The organism is Photobacterium sp. GB-210 (genome assembly GCF_003026075.1).
Classification (GTDB): Bacteria; Pseudomonadota; Gammaproteobacteria; order Enterobacterales; family Vibrionaceae; genus Photobacterium.
The window spans coordinates 110,659-127,971 of record NZ_PYNU01000002.1 but is presented as its reverse complement, the minus strand read 5'-3'; the positions used below and the strand labels follow the sequence as shown (position 1 = coordinate 127,971).

Sequence of the window (17,313 nt, the reverse complement as noted above, 5' to 3'; positions counted from 1 at the left end):
TGTCCCTTTAGAAATCATCTACTACTCGTTTGCCAATTCTATAGCAAAGCACGACATTTCATTAAAAATCATCTTTTTTGAAAGTATCATCTGAAATTCATGATTGCAACATTTCATTAACCTAACCAACATATATCAAACAGCACCATAACCTGCCATTATACCCACATAAATAGCATAAATACTCAGTTCTGTTTTTATATTCATTTTTCTTATAAGCAGGAGAACAGCCTTTTTTGGGTGATATAAATGAAGGACAAAAGACTAACTGGTAAGATTTGAGCAATATTTTATTTTATGTCTATTTTATTGACTCAACATTGACGAAAAAATAGCGGATATCTTTATAGTATTTTTTAACAAGGTCGAGAATGCCATAAAATTCGCATTCTAATATTACTCTGCTATGTTTGTTTGAAGAATAAAAATGACTCAAATTTGCATATCCTTGTAAGTCATCATATTAATTATCTCGCCTTTTTTTTGTGACCTTTAACAATAAAAACAAAATGGCGTTACATTAAAAGAGGCTATTCATATTTTTCAGTAACAATTAAATTATTTTTGAATATATTGGTTTTATTTAATGTCTCACATACGTTAAATAAAACCCAAAAAAACAACAAACACATGATAAATAACAACTATTCTTTTTTGGTATTTAAAGACCAGCCAAATGTAATAAAATTACATTAAAATTTTCTTTAGTTTTATCAAAAAAATTATATCGTTAATTTTCAATAATTTACAATCATGAGAGATATAACAAAATGTCTAATTTTGTTATAAATTTTCACAGCAATGATCTAGGTCAAATATATGATGCGTCACCTTTGGTATTATCTCCTCAGCGAATTAAATCTCACTTCAACTCAATTAAAGAGCACCTGAGAAAATGGAAAATAATTCTTTCGACTCGTTAATGCCACCAGCAATGGCAAAAAAAGCTGAAGAAGTCGGTGTTTACAAAGCAACTAAGCACCCACTACAATCTTTCTTCTTAGCGATTACCGCTGGTGTATTCATCTCTATTGCATTTGTGTTCTACACAACGGTAACTACAGGTGCAGGCGATATGCCATGGGGTATGGCAAAATTCGTTGGTGCATTAGCATTCAGCCTTGGCCTTATTTTAGTCGTTATTTGCGGCGGCGAGCTTTTCACTTCTTCTGTTCTCATCACTGTTGCTCGCGCAAGTAATCGAATTACTACTGGTCAATTATTACGAAATTGGGTTGTTGTTTATGTTGGTAACTTCATCGGCGCGTCATTCTTCGTAATTTGCATTTGGCTAGCAAAACAACACCTTGGCGATAATGGCCAATGGGGTATTACCGCGATGAAAATAGCTCAGCACAAACTGCACCATACCTTCGGTCAAGCCGTAATACTTGGTATGTTATGTAACTTAATGGTGTGTCTAGCCGTATGGATGACATACTCTTGCCGAAGCGCAACAGATAAAATCATGGTTATGCTATTACCTGTTGCTATGTTTGTTGCTTGTGGTTTTGAGCACAGTATTGCAAATATGTTTATGATCCCAATGGGCATCGTTATCCATAACTTTGCATCGCCAGAATTTTGGACAATGACGGGCGTAGCCCCTTCACAGTTCGCAGATTTAACAGTTAACAATTTTATTATGAACAACTTAATTCCAGTCACTATAGGTAACATTATTGGTGGTGGTTTCTTAGTTGGTCTCACATACTGGGTTATTCATCGTCGTCCGGAACTTAACGGCAATAAAAAGCACTAAGTTCTAACGTCGGTAACAGGTATTTTTTTCTACTGAAATAGATAGATAGGTAGGTATACAATGGCAGAGCAATTTGCTGGATGGGAAGGCTTTACAGCTGGTGATTGGCAGAACGAAGTAAACGTTCGTGACTTTATCCAAAAGAACTACACTCCTTACGAGGGTGACGGCTCTTTCCTTGAAACAGAAGCAACTCCAGCTACAGCGAAACTTTGGGACGCTGTAATGGAAGGCATCAAACAGGAAAACGCGACTCACGCACCTGTTGATTTTGATACAGATGTTGCCTCTACTATCACTGCACATGATGCAGGTTACATTGAGAAAGAACTAGAAACTATTGTTGGTCTTCAAACTGACGCGCCTCTTAAGCGTGCTTTGATCCCTAACGGTGGTATCCGCATGATCGAAAATTCATGCAAAGTATACGGTCGTGAATTAGACCCTATGCTTAACAAGGTTTACTCTGAACTACGTAAAACACACAACCAAGGTGTTTTCGATGTTTACACGCCTTCAATCCTTAAGTGTCGTAAGTCTGGTGTTCTAACTGGTCTTCCTGATGCATACGGCCGTGGTCGTATCATTGGTGACTACCGCCGCGTAGCACTTTACGGTATTGATTACCTAATGAAGGAAAAACTAGCTCAATTCGCTTCTCTAGAAGAAGAGTTTTTGAATGGTGAAGACCTTCAGATGACGATGCAACGCCGTGAAGAAATTTGCGAACAGCACCGTGCACTTGGTCAAATCAAAGAGATGGCTGCTAAGTACGGTTGTGATATCTCACTTCCAGCTGTTACTGCACAAGAAGCTATCCAGTGGACTTACTTCGGCTACCTAGCTGCTGTTAAATCACAAAACGGTGCTGCAATGTCTCTAGGTCGTACTTCGACTTTCCTAGACATCTTCATCGAGCGTGATATCGCCGCTGGTAAGATCACTGAAGCACAAGCGCAAGAAATGATCGACCACTTCGTAATGAAACTACGTATGGTTCGTTTCCTACGTACGCCTGAGTACGATGAGCTATTCTCTGGCGACCCAATCTGGGCAACAGAATCAATGGGTGGTATGGGTCTTGACGGTCGTACACTAGTTACACGTACTAACTTCCGTTTCCTAAACAGCCTATACACTATGGGTCCTTCTCCAGAGCCAAACATCACTGTTCTTTGGTCTGAAAAACTACCTGTAGGCTTCAAGAAGTTCTGTGCGAAGGTATCTATCGATACATCTTCTATCCAGTACGAAAATGATGACCTAATGCGTCCAGACATGAACTCTGACGATTACGCAATCGCTTGTTGTGTATCTCCAATGGTTGTTGGTAAGCAAATGCAGTTCTTCGGTGCTCGTGCTAACCTTGCTAAGACTATGCTTTATGCAATCAACGGCGGTGTAGATGAGAAGCTTAAGATTCAAGTAGGTCCTAAGACTGAAAAAGTAACTGCTGAAGTTCTTGACTACACAGATACTATGGATCGCCTAGATCACTTCATGGATTGGTTAGCAACAACTTACGTTGCAGCACTTAACGCTATCCATTGGAGCCACGACAAGTACAGCTACGAAGCATCGCTAATGGCTCTACACGATCGTGACATCAAGCGTACAATGGCTTGTGGTATCGCTGGTCTTTCTGTTGCAGCTGACTCACTATCAGCTATCAAATACGCAAAAGTTAAACCAATCCGTGATGAAGACGGTATTGCAATCGACTTCGAAATCGAAGGCGACTACCCTAAATTCGGTAACAACGATGCTCGCGTAGATGACATCGCTTGTGACCTAGTTGAGCGCTTCATGAACAAGATCCGTACTCACAAAATGTACCGTGATGCGATCCCAACTCAGTCTATCCTAACTATCACATCTAACGTTGTGTACGGTAAGAAGACGGGTAACACACCAGACGGTCGTCGTGCAGGTGCTCCTTTCGCACCAGGTGCTAACCCAATGCACGGTCGTGATGAGAAAGGTGCTGTAGCATCTCTAACATCTGTAGGTAAACTACCATTTGCTCACGCTAAAGATGGTATTTCTTACACATTCTCTATCGTACCAAACGCGCTAGGTAAAGATCTTGATACTCAAGAAAACAACCTTGCAGGCCTAATGGATGGTTACTTCCACCATGAGTCTGGCATTGAAGGTGGTCAACACCTAAACGTTAACGTTCTTAACCGCGAAACGCTTGAAGACGCAGTTAAAAACCCAGAGAAATACCCACAGCTAACTATCCGTGTATCGGGTTACGCAGTGCGTTTTAACTCTCTAACGCCAGAGCAGCAAGCTGACGTTATCTCTCGTACTTTCACTGCATCTCTATAATATAGAGCGTACAGTTTAGTATGTAGGAAACTTGTTTCCTGATAAAAACCGGTCTTAATGGCCGGTTTTTTTATGTCTACATATCTTCCCCACAAGCCTCGCTATTGTTTATCGACTCAATGCAGATTTTTTAATAATTACAACATATCTATTACCAATAAAGTCATCTCTCCAAATTTTTATAAGTTAGCGATAAATTGACACAAAATAAGAGAATACCCCTAATTTCCATCCCGATATTTCGCTACAATACCCTAGTGGTTTGTAATAAAATAACACTCAAATAAACGCAGCATGCGGAGAAGTAATCAATGTCAGCAATAGGTCGTATTCACTCATTTGAATCTTGCGGAACCGTCGATGGACCTGGTATCCGTTTTATTGTTTTTCTGCAAGGTTGCTTAATGCGCTGTCAGTACTGTCATAACCGTGATACATGGGATACTCATGGTGGTCGTGAAGCTACGGTAGACGAACTTATGCATGAAGCGAAATCATACCGTCACTTTATGAATTCATCTGGCGGCGGTGTTACTGCTTCTGGTGGCGAAGCAATGCTTCAACCTGAATTTGTTCGTGACTTTTTCCGTGCTGCGCAAGCTGAAGGGATCCATACCTGCTTAGATACCAACGGTTATATTCGCAAACATACTGATGTGGTTGATGAAGTGTTAGACGCAACGGATCTTGTGATGCTAGATCTTAAGCAAATGGATGATGGTGTTCACCAAAATCTGGTTGGTGTTTCCAATAAACGCGTACTCGACTTTGCTCGTTACCTGCACCAACGCGGTCAAAAAACTTGGATCCGTTATGTTGTTGTTCCGGGTTACACCGATGACGAACATTCTGCACATCAACTTGGTGAGTTCATAAAAGATATGGACAATATCGAGAAGATCGAACTACTTCCTTACCATCAACTCGGTGAGCACAAGTGGGAAGCTATGGGCTTTGAATACCCGTTAGCCGGTGTGAAACCACCGAAAAAAGAAACCATGGAAGCGATTAAAGAAATCCTTTCTAGTTATGGCCATAAAGTGATGTACTAATCCACTCAACAAAAAATACAAAAAGCGAGCATTAGCTCGCTTTTTAATACGTGTTAAACGGTAACTATCTTAACGGGATAATGGCAAAATAATCGTCAAAAAGGTGATAAAAAATAACATAATGCCAATCGAAAGTGGTGCTGTATGTTTCAACGTAGTCACTGGCTCGTTCATTGATAGCTTCCTTTAATATTTTTAATGATTTTGATATATATCAAATTTTAAAGTGTAATGATGAATAAACACACAGCCAATATTGCAACCAGAGTTTACAGTATTCACCAAATTCATCTTCATACTTCTACTCTATATATCGATATACTGCTTCTGCTCTAGTGACTAAATAACCACTTTCTTATTCTTTTATTACCTATCTCTAAAACGCATTCAATAAATCTTATATACGGTACAAAACGCAACCAAAAACAGCAGCAATTTATAACAACAAAAATAAAATTAACCATGATAAAATGATGGTATAAAAGAAAAGCAAACGATTGCGTCACTATATACATCTTTATCTATAGTATTTAAAACCAACACCATCAATATCACGCAGATACGCATGATTTCCACTGTGAGGATATAGCCTATATGAAAAGCGACATCGATATTTGCCGTGACACCCTACTCTCTCCGATTGAAGGCATTGCCAAAAAAGCGGGTATTCAACCACAGGAACTGACACCGCAAGGTTCATTAAAAGCAAAAATAAAACCTGCCATTTTGAATCGCTTAGCGGATCAAGCAGAAGGGAAACTGGTGGTCGTTACTGCGATTACACCAACCCCACTAGGAGAAGGAAAAACCGTTACAACAATTGGTTTAGCACAAGGGTTAGCAAAAATTGATCGCTCAGTAATGGCTTGTATTCGACAGCCGTCAATGGGACCTGTCTTTGGCGTAAAAGGTGGCGCAGCGGGCGGCGGTTATAGCCAAGTCGCACCAATGGATAAGCTAAACCTTCATCTTACGGGTGATATTCATGCGGTTACGGCAGCGCATAACCTTGCAGCTGCTGCAATTGATGCTCGCTTATATCATGAATCACGTTTAGGTTATGATCTATTCAGTGAAAAAACAGGATTACCTGCGCTACGTATCGACATTAATAACATCACTTGGAAACGCGTGATGGATCATAATGATCGTGCTTTGAGAATGATCACCATAGGTCAAAATGAACCAGATAAAACCATTAATGGTTTAGAGCGCCATGACGGCTTTGATATCACAGCCGCCTCTGAACTCATGGCTATTTTAGCACTTGCCGATGATCTCCATGATATGCGTAAACGCATTGGCCGTATTGTCGTCGCTTATGATCTTGATGGTAACCCTGTAACTACAGAAGATCTGCAAGTAGCAGGAGCCATGACTGTCACTCTCTGCGATGCCATTGAGCCCACCCTAATGCAAACGTTAGAAGGCGTACCCACTCTTATCCACGCAGGTCCTTTTGCCAATATCGCGCACGGAAATTCATCTATTATTGCAGACAAAATCGCATTAAAACTCAGTGACTTCACCATTACTGAAGGTGGCTTTGGCTCTGATATGGGATTTGAAAAAGCCTGTAATATTAAAGCCCAGCAAGCAAAAAGAGGCCCTGACTGTGCCGTTGTTGTGGCAACATTGCGTGGCTTAAAAGCCAACTCTGGTCTTTATGATTTACGTCCAGGACACGCTTTACCTGACGGTATTTTTGCCAAAGACAATGATGCGCTGGTTGCAGGGTTTGAAAACCTAAAATGGCATATCAGTAATGCCGCCCGTTATGGTGTTCCCGTTGTTGTCGCAATTAACCGTTTCCCACAAGATACAGATGAGGAATTAGCGCAACTACAAGCAATGATCAAAGCAGAGAGCTTTGACACTTTTGTAGACGTTGCTATCAGTGAAGCCTTTGGTAAAGGCGGTGAAGGGGCGATTAAACTCGCAGAGTGTGTGGTAAAAGCCTGCCAACATAAAGCAAACTTCACTCCTTTATATCAACTAAACCAGCCATTAGAAGAAAAAATAATGGCTGTGGCTGAAGTAGGATATGGGGCTAGTCATGTAGCGTTATCAGAGGTAGCTCAGCAACAATTAGTCAAATTTAAAGCTCTAGGGTTTGATGAGCTGGCTATTTGTATGGCAAAGACACCGCTATCTATTTCAACCGACCCTAGTATTAAAGGGGCACCAAAAGGCTTTACCGTCCCAGTACGTGAATTAAAATTGTGTGCAGGAGCTGGATTTATTTATGCTTTATGCGGCAATGTAATGACAATGCCAGGGTTACCTGAAAAGCCCGCATTTATGAATCTTGATATCGATGAGAATGGCAATATTATCGGCTTAAGCTAACAACGGCTAAAGGTTAACAATAAAAGGTTGTTGTTGCTTAACGCATGCAATAACAACCTGTTAAACGACGCTATCTTATACTTGCCCGAATACAGAGATAGCTATATTACTTTAACGATATCACTCGACAATAACCAAAAAAAAAAGACCTTAAAATAAATATGGCTTTTCATTTTTAATAATATACTGTAACAAAAAAAGATGCCCATATGGTGTCAGATCAATTTATTTTATACCTAACCTGCTACTCTCAATGGCAGAAAATAAAATATTAATGAGGCTAACTCAAATGGAAATGACCCACGCTCAACGCTTAATTTTATCTAATCAGTACTACTTGATGTCAAAACTGACACCTGAAAACGCAGCACATTATCGTCGCCTTCAAACCATTGTTGAACGTGGCTATTCATTACAAATGCGTGAACTAGATAAAGACTTTGGTGATTTACCTGAAGATGATTGCCGTCAAGTTATCGATTTTATGGAGATGTACCACGCTCTCCAAGAATCGTTTAATCTTGAAGATTGTCGTTGCGATGGTGCCAAAGATATTGATCAACGCCGATTACAATTCCTTGGTTTTGATGCTGCCACTGAAGCACAGCTTGTGCATTACGTCCGCTTCCTCGTTGATGATGAAGGTTTATATCCTCAATTTGAGAAAACAGAACATCGCTTCAATAGCCAAGTCCCAATGCTAGAAAAATACCAACGTATGCTAAAAGTATGGCGCAACTGTCCACGCCAATACCATTTATCTTGCAACGAAATTCAGCAAATAATCACAGCGTAAATTTTCATTCAGCCCTAAAAAACCGAGTCTATGCTCGGTTTTTTTATGGCATGATATATTTACCTTTGTCCCGATTAATAGCTATAAAACGCTCATAACATACCATATACACCTCTTTTTTGTGAACTATACCGTAAATTGCTATTGATATAAGGCATGAATTGTTACTAAATGGTATAGCTACATTCCTAATTATCTAAAAGTATAAAAATTTAGTCGAGATACGCTAGGGATTACGGATTAACATGGTACGCTTCTTTTCCTTCCTCTTTTTTTTCGCCACGCCAGTACTTGCCCAACCGACTCAGAATTTAATCGTTCTAACGACATTTTCAGAATCTGTACTAAACCCGATCGTTAAACAATTTAAACAGCAGTATCCAGAAAGCGAAGTTAGAGTCATTGTACGACGTGAAGAATCAGGGCTTCGGTTATTGCAACAGAACAACCATGATATTGATATTATCATTTCATCATCACCAACCTTCTTCCAGCCTCTAATCAATAGCCAAAAGTTATTACCGCTTCATGAAACTACAATTAGAAAAACGCCTCAGCAACTTTCACGTAATGTTTTTTCCTTCGGCCACACAGGATTCGGATTACTGTGGAACAATAACTATTTAAATAAGAATAAGTTACCAATTCCTAGCCGATTAAAGGATTTGATAAAACCTTATTACTATCGTCACATTAGTATTAGCAGTCCTTATCGTTCAGATACCACCCATTTAATGATTGAAAATATATTGCAGCAATATGGCTGGGTTGAAGGTTGGCGATTGCTCTATCAAATTGGAGGAAACCTAGCGTCAGTGGAAACCAGTGCGTTTTCACTCAGTGAGGCTATCTCTCGCGGTTTAATTGGTATAGGGCCGGTTGTTGATAGATATGCACACACTTATAAAAAACAATTTTCATTTGTTGATTTTAGCTATCAACCACAAAGCGCTTTATTACCGCATTATGTAGCCATGGTAAAAAACAGCCACCATTCACAATTTTCGAGAGATTTTGTGAGTTTATTACTTTCACAAGAATGCCAAACCAAATTAACAATTGACGGGCAACTCGCCAATAATGGTGATATTGGCCGAGATGAGTTTATTAAAAAGACGTTTAATGTTGCATCGCTAGATTACGATGTCATTCAGCAACGTTCAGGCTTAGTAAAGCACCTTTTTGAACAAACGATTAGTAGTCAACTTCCTCAACTTAACCAAGTATGGCAATTGCTGCATTCGATTGAAGCTTCATCAAATAAACTAACAAAACAACAACATGCTGATTTTCTTCATGCGAAACACTTAGCTTCTACCTCACCGATTGGCGTAGATGATTTAAAAAATAAGATATATCATGAGTTACCGCTATTTAGAGATAACCCGCAAGTTGATTATTTTAGACAGCAATGGCGGGGAAAAATGGCAGCACAACTTGAGCAAGCCATCGCATTAAGCCAAAAGATTATTAACGGGAATCCGGCATTGCAATGATCCGCTATATCAACAAGAAAACCATTGGTAGTCGCCTTATTATGGCGATTATTTTGATGGCATTTCTCACCATTACAGTCAGCCTTATTGCTGTCATCAACTGGGAAAAACTCAGCACACAAATTGAAACGATTACAGATAACAATATGCCAACCTTACAGGCAAGTTATCAGTTAGAACGCAACACCGCTGAGCTACAGGCAACATTGAATAACTTGGGCCAAAATACCAACCCGCTCAAGCATGAAACCATTAAAAACAAAATCACACATATTCTCGATAATATAAGCTTAGCCATTAATAACATTGCTAACCTACACTATTACCCCGCAATAAAATCAGGTCAACAAACCCTTGTTAAACAAATAGATAATTACACAACACTGTTACAACAGAGAAATAGTGGCTTGTTTACCTTAAAGCAGACAGAAAACAGCTTAAAATGGATCCATCACGATCTTATTGATGAACTGACACCACTACGCCAAGAAGTTGAGTGGAAACTCAATAACATGAACCGTCACGGAATTAAAAAAGACGCCGTTCAACTTGATGTTGTTAACAACGTTATGAATGAATTCTCATTAATTCAATCGATCACCATTAAAGAAAATGAGCTTCATCAATTAGTCGAAGAGATCGTTCAACAACGCAAAAATAGAGACATTGAAAACGCCTTTAATTTTATTGGTCATAAAATTACCGAGCTTAATGCTATTAGTAAGAATATTAGTAATTATCCTTCAGCCGTTCCATTTCGCCAATTATTAGAGAGATTTACCACAATCTTAAAACCAGGTGGTCAACTCGAACAACAACTAAAGCGGGATGTCGTTTTAGGGTTGCAAATAGACCGAGCTAAGCTGGATATTAAACAGCGCCTCTATCAGCAAGAAGAAATGATCCAAACATTGGTTGAACATGCAGATAACTCTCTTAAAAAACTAAATGATGAAACACATAGCGCTATTTTTCTGAGTAACACCATGTTATTTGGCGTTGTCTTTATTACTATCATACTCACTATTTTTCTCTCGGTTTACCTTGTCGGTAACGGTATTGTGAATCGCTTAAATTTATTAAGTAAAGATTTATACGCGGTTGCAAAAGGCGATCTTAATGTAAAAATTGCAACAACAGGCGAAGATGAGATAGGCATGCTTGGCGAAAACCTGCGTGACTTCTGTCAGCAAATGCAAGATATTCAAACCACAAATGCCCTTAACCTAATCAATAACACTCAGGCGAGCATCATCACTTGTAACATGCTAGGTGTAGTTGAATCTGTCAATTTACAGGCGCTAAAGCAATTTAACTTTGATCGTATAAGCCAACACCAAACATTATGGGATTTATTTGATAGCTCAGTATCTCATAAACTGATCCAACTCTTTGATCAAAAAAGCCCATTAAGACAATTAGGTGCCTATAAACTCACGGTTACCTTTAGTACAGACCAAAATAGCATCTTCTATCTCAGACTCGATTTTCGCGTATTCAAACAAGGTAATCAGGATAAAGTCATAATCACTATGACTGATATTACAGAACAAGAAAAAACCACCCGTTGGCTTGAAAGTAAGGTCACGGAAAAAACGCAATCATTGATATTAAGAAACCAACAACTAAAAGCAGAAATAGAAGATCGCAAACGTATCGAAGGGGATTTAATCGCCACTCAAGATGAATTAATCCAGGCGGCTAAAATGGTCACGGTTGGTCAAACCATGACATCACTCGCTCATGAGTTGAACCAGCCTCTTTCTGCTATTTCGACACGTCTATTTAGTGCGAAACTTGCAATTGATAACAAAAAATATGAAAAATTACCGGATAATATCGAAAAGATAGATGATTTAGTGATGCGTATGAGTAAACTGATCACTAGTTTACGTAATTTTGCAAAAAAACAGTCAGCAACGAATCCGTTAACGCGAGTTGATATTCAAGACTCGATCAAGCAAGCTATCGTCATCGTTGAAAGTCGCGCAAAAGTACAAAAGACAACCATAACAAACACCATTACCACACCGCTTTTTGTACAAGCCGATCAGGTACAACTTGAACAAGTACTGGTAAACCTACTGGTTAATAGCTGTGATGCTGTTGCTAGCTGTGAAGAGCGCCAAATAACAATTCTTCAGCTAGAAAGCACAAAAAAAACTATCAGGATTGCAGTTTTAGATAGCGGTAATGGCTTTAGTCATGACATTATTGAGAAACTATTCATACCTTTTACGACAACAAAAGATGTTGGTCTTGGTCTAGGATTAAGCATCTGTGGTTCAATTATGACAAGGTTAAAAGGTAACATCTTCCTCGCTTCTGGTCTCACAGGTGGAGCGATGATTGTTTTGGAGTTAAAAAAAGATGATGAGTGATGAAATAAATGTACTGATTGTCGATGACGATCAAGATGTATTAGATGCCTACCAAGAGTTATTAGAGTTGTCAGGTTACAATGTAGCAACTGTTCAAGACTCAACCAAAGTAATTAATATGTTAAGTCATAATTGGTCTGGAGTGATTGTAACAGATATGTACATGCCCGGTTTAGATGGCATGGAACTATTAGAAAAAGTTCAAGATTTTGATAACGAAATTCCTGTCATTATCGTAACGGGTCATGGTGATATTCCAATGGCTGTTGACGCACTTAAAAAAGGGGCGATTGATTTTTTACAAAAGCCATTACAGCCTAACGAACTGATAAAACTATTAGAAAAGCATCTACCTCAGCGTAAAAAGATCATTGAACAGCGTAAAACATTGCATAATACCGCCACCGAGTTACTTCTCGGTGAGAGTCCATTGATTGTAAAAATACGCGAACAATTAAAACTGGTTGTTAATTCAACCAAGGATGCCTTAATTGAAGGTGAAAACGGCACGGGGCGTCATACCGTTGCTAAAATTCTGCATAAGAATAGCCCACTTCATCAAGGCCCGTTTATCGAGGTTGATGGCTCAAGTATTACTTGTACCCCCGATCTTCAACGTAGCATGATTTCAGCTCGCAGCGGGTGTTTGTGTTTAAGTAATCCACACATTATGCCAATCGAAAGCCAGCAATGGTTATGTCGTTTCTTATTAGAACAAGAGCGACAAGGTAAAAAAGAAGTGCGTTTACTTGCTCTATTCACAGGCTCACCTGAACCATCGGTGGAAAGTGAGCAGTTTTTACCTGAACTATTTTATTTTTTAAGCCAAGTACGTTTTAGTCTGCCGACACTGCGTCAACGTAGTAGCGATATTACCTTTATTTTTAAACACTACTTAAAACAGAGTTGTAAAAAACTTAATAAAGCATTACCTGCTATTGATAAAGCCTACATCAACACACTCTGTCGCTATGAGTGGCCAGGGAATGTCTTAGAGCTTAAAAACGTTGCAGAGTTATATGCCATTGGCATTGTGAAATTAGCCGGACAAGAGCGTTCTAAACCCCTTGAGCAAATGAGTAGCCCACTGGATGATTTAGTTGATGGCTATGAAAAACAAGTCATTGAAGATGCGCTATACCTGTTTGCAGGACGTATTAATGAAGTATCATCATATTTGCAAATCCCACGTAAAAAGCTTTATCTAAGAATGAAAAAGCATGGACTTGATAAAGCCGAATATAAAGTAAGACCAAGCCATTAAGCAGGTCTGCTCATCAATACTCCTTGAATAGAAGCCTTCTCTCGCGAAGGCTTTTTACTATCAGAACAAAAATACGTTAGCGACAACCCACAATAAGCATTACACTTAGCGGCTGTTTTTCCGCTTTGGTTTACTCTTATGTCCTATCAATGTCCTCTATGCCATGAGTCGCTTCTTCTTGACGCTCATAGCGAACAACCTAAAACCTACCGTTGTTGTAATAATCACCAATTTGATTTGGCAAAAGAAGGCTATGTGAATCTCATGCCTGCTCACCATAAAAGCTCGAAAAATCCTGGTGACAATAAAGAGATGATGCAAGCTCGTCGCCTATTTCTCAATACAGAACATTATCAACCACTGCGTGATGCCGTCATTGCACAACTTGCATCACTTCTCCCTGATGGTGCGACTGAACTACTTGATATTGGTTGTGGTGAAGGCTACTACACCTCTGAATTTGTAAAACTACGCCAACAATTTCCTGCACTTTCCGTCCATGGTTTAGACATTTCAAAAGTTGCAGTGAAATACGCCGCTAAGCGTTACCCTGAATGTGATTTCTGTGTTGCATCAAGTCACCGTTTACCCTTTGCCGATCAATTGTTTGATGGTGTAGTACGTATTTATGCGCCATGTAAAGGTGAAGAGTTAGAGCGCGCCATCAAACCAGGTGGGATTTTAGTTGCTGTGACCCCTGCACCACGCCACTTATATCAATTAAAAGAATTAATTTATGATGGTGTACGCCTTCATGATGTCCCCGTTGAAACGATTCCTGGCTTTGATCTGGTTGCCGATGAGCAACTACACTACGACATGACATTAAGCGGTGAAGAAGCTTCGGCATTGATGCAAATGACGCCGTTTGCTTGGAAAACATCAGAGCAAGTATGGCAGCAATTAGCTAACGCCAATAATTTCCATTGTGAGGCAGGTTTCGCAATCCGCGTATATCGCCGCCAGTAACACTGCATTAATGCGAGTTATTACCATACGCAATTGATAATAACTCGTATTAACTATATTATTTATTATTGTTGTGAATTTTGCTTATTTTTAATCGATAAGCTCACTTTCAGGGATATCAATAATGAATAAATGGCTCGCTTTGAGTTTTAGCTTTGCCACACTTTTAACAGGTTGTGCATCTAACACCTCCGATATAACATCTTCACCCTCTGCAAACCTAACCACGCTATACGACTACAGCATTACATCACCAAATGGAAAGACCTTAACAGTCGATCAATTAGCAACAGAGCTAAAGAATGCTGATATTATTTTAGTTGGTGAATGGCATAGCCACCCTGCAGCCCACCTATTACAAAGCCAATTATTTGCTGCGTTATACCAAAAAAATTCACAATTAACCTTATCTATGGAGCAATTCACCCGAGATAAACAAGCTGTTGTTGATCAATATCTTGCAGGTAAAATTGGTGAACGAACATTGGTATCGGAAGGCAATGCGTGGCCAAACTACGACAGTGATTACCGTCCGCTAGTTGAATTTGCCAAGCAGAATAACTTAGACGTGATTGCCGCTAATGCGCCAAAAAGTATTGTTCGCTGTATTAGTAAAAATGGGCCTGAGTACTTAAATAAACTGCCCCCATCAGAGCGTTCATGGATTGCACAATCATTAACTCTTAATAAAGATGCATATCAAACCAAATTTTTAAACTCAATGCATCACGGCAATGAAGAGCAAAACCTACGTATGTTTGCCGCACAAACCGCGTGGGACGATACTATGGCAGAAACTATGGTCACGTATTTGAACACGCATCCAAACAAACAAATCATTCATGTTGCAGGTCGTTTTCATACCATGGAAGGACTGGGTACGGCTTCTCGCATTAAAGCGCGTAATCCCAATTTAAAAGTCGCACTTGTCACCCCAATAACAGCTTCAGAACTACTCTCTGATAATGCTCTAGATTATAAGGTTACTATGGCATCGCTTCCTGTTCGTTACGTACAAAAAGAAAAACAGAACAAAGCAATGATGGATATGATGAAAAGAAACAAGGATTTGAAGTGTTATAAATAACTTAAAGCAGTAAATTACCATAGCCCAGATAGAGCAGAACCCCATCGGCGGCCAAGCAGTTGGGGTTCTTAAGGGAGATAACAGCTATATCTCTTAGTAGCCATATTATAATGCCATAGCAACCTTTCTAGTACCTGAACAGCATATCCATTCCGCCCATTTGATAGGTAAATGGCAACATAACTTTCATTAACATCCATAGCGAAAAACAGTGTAGATACTAATAATCCTCTATGTATTTTTTATGACAGCTATGTAGATATTTAGTTGCACTTTTTCGTTATTTTTTTTGAGAAAACTTTTTAAGACCACATTTCACTTTCTTTCCCCGAACGAAAAACACATGAAATCTTATCTCTGCCATCGCTACCCATCCCAAATTAAAGTAAAATAGAAAAAATACAGCTCTCCCAATTTTGAGCCAAAGAAAACTAGGAAAACCATGAAAAAAACATTTGCTTTAACCCACCCTAAAAAAGCTGTTCCTCGCGTTGTTGAAGCAGTGAAGTTTGAAGTTAAGAAATACCTACGTCGTGAGCGTAACAAAGCACTTCCTGCTGGCGCTGACTTTTGGGATTTTGATTGTAAGTTTGGTCATACCGAGCAAGAAGCCAAAGTTATTCATGTAAAAGAAATCAACAAGTACATCGATGAAGCTGAAAAGTTAGAACTACCATCATTATACTTAGAAATCTTGGCAAAGCCTGCAACACGCGCACAACGTCCAGATTTTGATTTCGACGAAGAATAATCACATAACGTTTTAGGTTATATTCTTTACGATAAAAGAGTCACTACGGTGGCTCTTTTTTATAAAAATAACAAACAGTTAAATATCATAAAATTTAAATAACCTTTTATTTAAAATATATTTAAAAAACGATACAAACCAATATCACCAAAATAAAAAACCTTTAAATTCAAAAAGTTAAAAAACATAAAAACTCAAGCGTCACATATTTAAACGTTGTATTTCATCCCCATAGGTTAAGATAAATATATCGGTCTTTGTTAACTGTCGCTGTAAATACAAAAGTAATACGCATAGAAAAGCGGCCACGGTATATAAGATGAGAGCTCACGCTAAATAGTGGCAAAATATTTAGAAAACGAACGGTAAAATATTTAACGAAAAAAAAGCAGCTCATTAGGCTGCTTTTGTACGTTAAATATCTCTGATTAGAACCAGCGTTCTAATGCACTACGGTCTAATTGCTTAAATGCGCGGCTGAGTACATCAGCAAGTTCTTGGTAGCGAGGTTGTGATTTTTTCGGTTGCATCGCATAACCTTCACTGACAATTTTCTGGTAGATCTCGCTGTACCATTTCGCCAGTGATGGTGGGAGTACGGTTTGGCTACGTTTACCTAGCCACCATAAACCTTGTAATGGCATCGATAACGCCAATAACGCAATTGCAACAGCTTGCGGCATGCCTGCATAATTATGAAATACCATTTGGGTCAAAATACTAATAGCAGCGACGGCCGGCATCACCTTAGTGGCAAACTTTGTTGCTTTGATATAGCGATGTTCAGGAAAAACAGCAGCCAGCTCTTTACGCATTGGCCATGTGCTCATGTAATGCTGACCGTCTTGGAAATACTTCCACTTTGTTTGTTGAGTCATAAAGCACCATTTATCAAAAAAAAATATAATCTTTAAAATTTTTAAGCAATAAACTTGATTAAAATTAAATTTATCTAAAAATGTTTTTGTTATATTGCTTAACAATCGCTATCCTAAGCACGCCTAAAGGTAATTGTTGCTGTTAATGGTATTAACTGCAAGTTAGGCACCCTCAAGGATGAACCAGAATTGCA

Annotated in this window: 12 protein-coding genes; 11 read left to right on the top strand and 1 reads right to left on the bottom strand. The window is 39.0% G+C overall.

The features are described from left to right. The first annotated feature begins 895 nt into the window (after positions 1-895). The 11 genes from focA to C9J38_RS04190 all read left to right on the top strand — a co-directional run bounded on the left by focA (position 896) and on the right by C9J38_RS04190 (position 16,241). The gene (gene focA / locus C9J38_RS04240; RefSeq protein ID WP_107206012.1) at positions 896-1,762 is read left to right on the top strand and encodes a formate transporter FocA; all 867 of its coding nucleotides are present in this window, start codon (positions 896-898) and stop codon (positions 1,760-1,762) included. A 60-nt stretch (positions 1,763-1,822) separates the two neighbouring features. After that, positions 1,823-4,096, top strand: a complete 2,274-nt coding sequence (gene pflB, locus C9J38_RS04235) for a formate C-acetyltransferase (protein ID WP_105059643.1) — start codon at positions 1,823-1,825, stop codon at positions 4,094-4,096. A 311-nt stretch (positions 4,097-4,407) separates the two neighbouring features. Then, positions 4,408-5,148, top strand: coding sequence for a pyruvate formate lyase 1-activating protein (gene pflA, locus C9J38_RS04230; RefSeq protein ID WP_107206011.1), 741 nt, complete (start codon positions 4,408-4,410; stop codon positions 5,146-5,148). 594 nt (positions 5,149-5,742) lie between these two features. Continuing rightward, positions 5,743-7,497, top strand: coding sequence for a formate--tetrahydrofolate ligase (locus tag C9J38_RS04225; protein ID WP_107206010.1), 1,755 nt, complete (start codon positions 5,743-5,745; stop codon positions 7,495-7,497). A gap of 289 nt (positions 7,498-7,786) precedes the next feature. Next, a complete protein-coding gene (locus C9J38_RS04220) occupies positions 7,787-8,293 on the top strand; it encodes a YfbU family protein (protein WP_107206009.1) in 507 nt (168 codons plus the stop codon). A gap of 245 nt (positions 8,294-8,538) precedes the next feature. Then, the gene (locus tag C9J38_RS04215) at positions 8,539-9,789 is read left to right on the top strand and encodes an ABC transporter substrate-binding protein (RefSeq protein ID WP_107206008.1); all 1,251 of its coding nucleotides are present in this window, start codon (positions 8,539-8,541) and stop codon (positions 9,787-9,789) included. Beyond that, complete coding sequence (locus C9J38_RS04210) at positions 9,786-12,170, top strand: ATP-binding protein (RefSeq protein ID WP_107206007.1); 2,385 nt, start codon at positions 9,786-9,788, stop codon at positions 12,168-12,170. The genes C9J38_RS04215 and C9J38_RS04210 overlap by 4 nt, the downstream gene beginning before the upstream one ends. Further along, positions 12,160-13,434, top strand: coding sequence for a sigma-54 dependent transcriptional regulator (locus tag C9J38_RS04205; protein ID WP_107206006.1), 1,275 nt, complete (start codon positions 12,160-12,162; stop codon positions 13,432-13,434). The genes C9J38_RS04210 and C9J38_RS04205 overlap by 11 nt, the downstream gene beginning before the upstream one ends. Positions 13,435-13,572: 138 nt before the next feature. Next, positions 13,573-14,403 carry a 23S rRNA (guanine(745)-N(1))-methyltransferase gene (gene rlmA / locus C9J38_RS04200; RefSeq protein WP_107206005.1) on the top strand — a complete coding sequence of 277 codons (831 nt, stop codon included), beginning with the start codon at positions 13,573-13,575 and terminating at the stop codon, positions 14,401-14,403. 124 nt (positions 14,404-14,527) lie between these two features. Further along, complete coding sequence (locus C9J38_RS04195) at positions 14,528-15,490, top strand: ChaN family lipoprotein (protein WP_107206004.1); 963 nt, start codon at positions 14,528-14,530, stop codon at positions 15,488-15,490. A gap of 442 nt (positions 15,491-15,932) precedes the next feature. Then, positions 15,933-16,241: a DUF6172 family protein gene (locus C9J38_RS04190; protein ID WP_105059635.1), complete on the top strand. Its 309-nt coding sequence runs from the start codon at positions 15,933-15,935 to the stop codon at positions 16,239-16,241. A 428-nt stretch (positions 16,242-16,669) separates the two neighbouring features. On the opposite strand, the gene yfbV is transcribed toward C9J38_RS04190, so the two are convergent. After that, positions 16,670-17,119, bottom strand: coding sequence for a terminus macrodomain insulation protein YfbV (gene yfbV / locus C9J38_RS04185; RefSeq protein WP_158259290.1), 450 nt, complete (start codon positions 17,117-17,119; stop codon positions 16,670-16,672). Positions 17,120-17,313: the final 194 nt, after the last annotated feature.

What these genes read in the sequence shown, in the direction of transcription:
- focA (WP_107206012.1), top strand. Translation starts at nt 896, where the DNA reads ATGGAAAATAATTCTTTCGACTCGTTAATGCCACCAGCAATGGCAAAA.
- pflB (WP_105059643.1), top strand. Translation starts at nt 1,823, where the DNA reads ATGGCAGAGCAATTTGCTGGATGGGAAGGCTTTACAGCTGGTGATTGG.
- pflA (WP_107206011.1), top strand. Translation starts at nt 4,408, where the DNA reads ATGTCAGCAATAGGTCGTATTCACTCATTTGAATCTTGCGGAACCGTC.
- C9J38_RS04225 (WP_107206010.1), top strand. Translation starts at nt 5,743, where the DNA reads ATGAAAAGCGACATCGATATTTGCCGTGACACCCTACTCTCTCCGATT.
- C9J38_RS04220 (WP_107206009.1), top strand. Translation starts at nt 7,787, where the DNA reads ATGGAAATGACCCACGCTCAACGCTTAATTTTATCTAATCAGTACTAC.
- C9J38_RS04215 (WP_107206008.1), top strand. Translation starts at nt 8,539, where the DNA reads ATGGTACGCTTCTTTTCCTTCCTCTTTTTTTTCGCCACGCCAGTACTT.
- C9J38_RS04210 (WP_107206007.1), top strand. Translation starts at nt 9,786, where the DNA reads ATGATCCGCTATATCAACAAGAAAACCATTGGTAGTCGCCTTATTATG.
- C9J38_RS04205 (WP_107206006.1), top strand. Translation starts at nt 12,160, where the DNA reads ATGATGAGTGATGAAATAAATGTACTGATTGTCGATGACGATCAAGAT.
- rlmA (WP_107206005.1), top strand. Translation starts at nt 13,573, where the DNA reads ATGTCCTATCAATGTCCTCTATGCCATGAGTCGCTTCTTCTTGACGCT.
- C9J38_RS04195 (WP_107206004.1), top strand. Translation starts at nt 14,528, where the DNA reads ATGAATAAATGGCTCGCTTTGAGTTTTAGCTTTGCCACACTTTTAACA.
- C9J38_RS04190 (WP_105059635.1), top strand. Translation starts at nt 15,933, where the DNA reads ATGAAAAAAACATTTGCTTTAACCCACCCTAAAAAAGCTGTTCCTCGC.
- yfbV (WP_158259290.1), bottom strand. Translation starts at nt 17,119, where the DNA reads ATGACTCAACAAACAAAGTGGAAGTATTTCCAAGACGGTCAGCATTAC.